This window comes from Hydrogenophaga sp. 70-12 (genome assembly GCF_001897365.1).
Taxonomy (GTDB): domain Bacteria; phylum Pseudomonadota; class Gammaproteobacteria; order Burkholderiales; family Burkholderiaceae_C; genus Hydrogenophaga; species Hydrogenophaga borbori.
This window is the reverse complement of record NZ_MKSS01000311.1, coordinates 1-1,269: the sequence shown is the minus strand read 5'-3', so window position 1 is coordinate 1,269 and position 1,269 is coordinate 1. Positions and strand designations below refer to the sequence as shown.

2 protein-coding genes are annotated in these 1,269 nt (G+C 64.2%); both read left to right on the top strand.

The genetic code is table 11. The features are described from left to right. Positions 1 to 61 precede the first annotated feature (61 nt). The gene (locus BGO22_RS16490; RefSeq protein WP_070398070.1) at positions 62 to 700 is read left to right on the top strand and encodes a DNA-3-methyladenine glycosylase family protein; all 639 of its coding nucleotides are present in this window, start codon (positions 62 to 64) and stop codon (positions 698 to 700) included. A 24-nt stretch (positions 701 to 724) separates the two neighbouring features. Beyond that, positions 725 to 1,269: carboxyl transferase domain-containing protein (locus BGO22_RS16485; RefSeq protein ID WP_286851804.1), on the top strand; the 545-nt coding region annotated here is incomplete at its 3' end.

The window sequence follows — 1,269 nt, the reverse complement described above, 5'->3', positions numbered from 1 at the left end:
TGCTCGGCCAGGGCATCGTGCTGAAAGACAGCGCCGCGGGCACCACCTGGGAGCGCGCCTGATGAGCGCCGTGCTGACCGTGCCCGAGCCCGCGTATTGGCAGGACGCCTGCAAGCACCTGATGAAGCGCGACCGCGTGATGAAGAAGCTCATCCCGCGCCACCCCGACGTGTGCCTGCAGTCGCGCGGCGATGCCTTCGTCACGCTGGCGCGCAGCATCGTGGGCCAGCAGATTTCGGTGAAGGCCGCCCAGTCGGTATGGGACCGCTTCGAATCGCTCACCCGCAAGATGACGCCCGCGCAGGTGCTCAAGCTCAAGGTGGACGACATGCGAGCCGCCGGCCTGTCGGTGCGCAAGGTCGAGTACCTGGTGGATCTGGCGCTGCATTTCTCGGACAAGCGCGTGCGCGTGAACGAGTGGCCGCACATGGACGACGAGGCCATCATCGCGGAGCTGGTGGCCATCCGCGGCATCGGCCGCTGGACGGCCGAGATGTTCCTCATCTTCCACCTCATGAGGCCCAACGTGCTACCGCTGGACGACATCGGCTTGCAGAACGGCATCAGTCAGGCCTATTTTTCGGGTGAGCCCGTCAGCCGCAGCGAGATCCGCGAGGTGGCCGGCTCCTGGGCCCCGTTCTGCAGCGTGGCCACTTGGTATATTTGGCGGTCGCTCGATCCGCTCCCCGTGAGCTATTGAGCCGCCTGAGCAAAGGAGCCTATCTTGGCCAAAAAGAATTTTCTCGACTTCGAGCAACCGATCGCGGAACTCGAATCCAAGATCGAGGAACTGCGCTACGTCCAGACCGAATCGGCGGTCGACATCTCCGAAGAGATCGACAAGCTGGCGTCCAAGAGCCTGCAGCTCACCAAGGACATCTACAGCAACCTCTCACCCTGGCAGATCACCAAGATCGCGCGCCACGCCGACCGGCCCTACACGCTGGACTACGTGCGCGAAATCTTCACGCACTTCGTCGAGCTGCACGGCGACCGCCACTTCTCCGACGACCTGTCCATCGTCGGCGGCATGGCGCGCTTCAATGGCCAGCCCTGCGTGGTCATCGGCCACCAGAAAGGCCGTGACACGAAGGAGCGCGGCCTGCGCAACTTCGGCATGACCAAGCCCGAGGGCTACCGCAAGGCGCTGCGGCTCATGAAGCTGGCCGAGAAGTTCAAGCTGCCAGTGTTCACCTTCGTCGACACGCCGGGCGCCTATCCGGGCATCGACGCCGAAGAGCGTGGCCAGTCCGAGGCCATCGGTCGCAA

Excerpts from the sequence above, each read along its gene's own strand:
- BGO22_RS16490 (WP_070398070.1), top strand. The coding sequence starts at position 62 with ATGAGCGCCGTGCTGACCGTGCCCGAGCCCGCGTATTGGCAGGACGCC.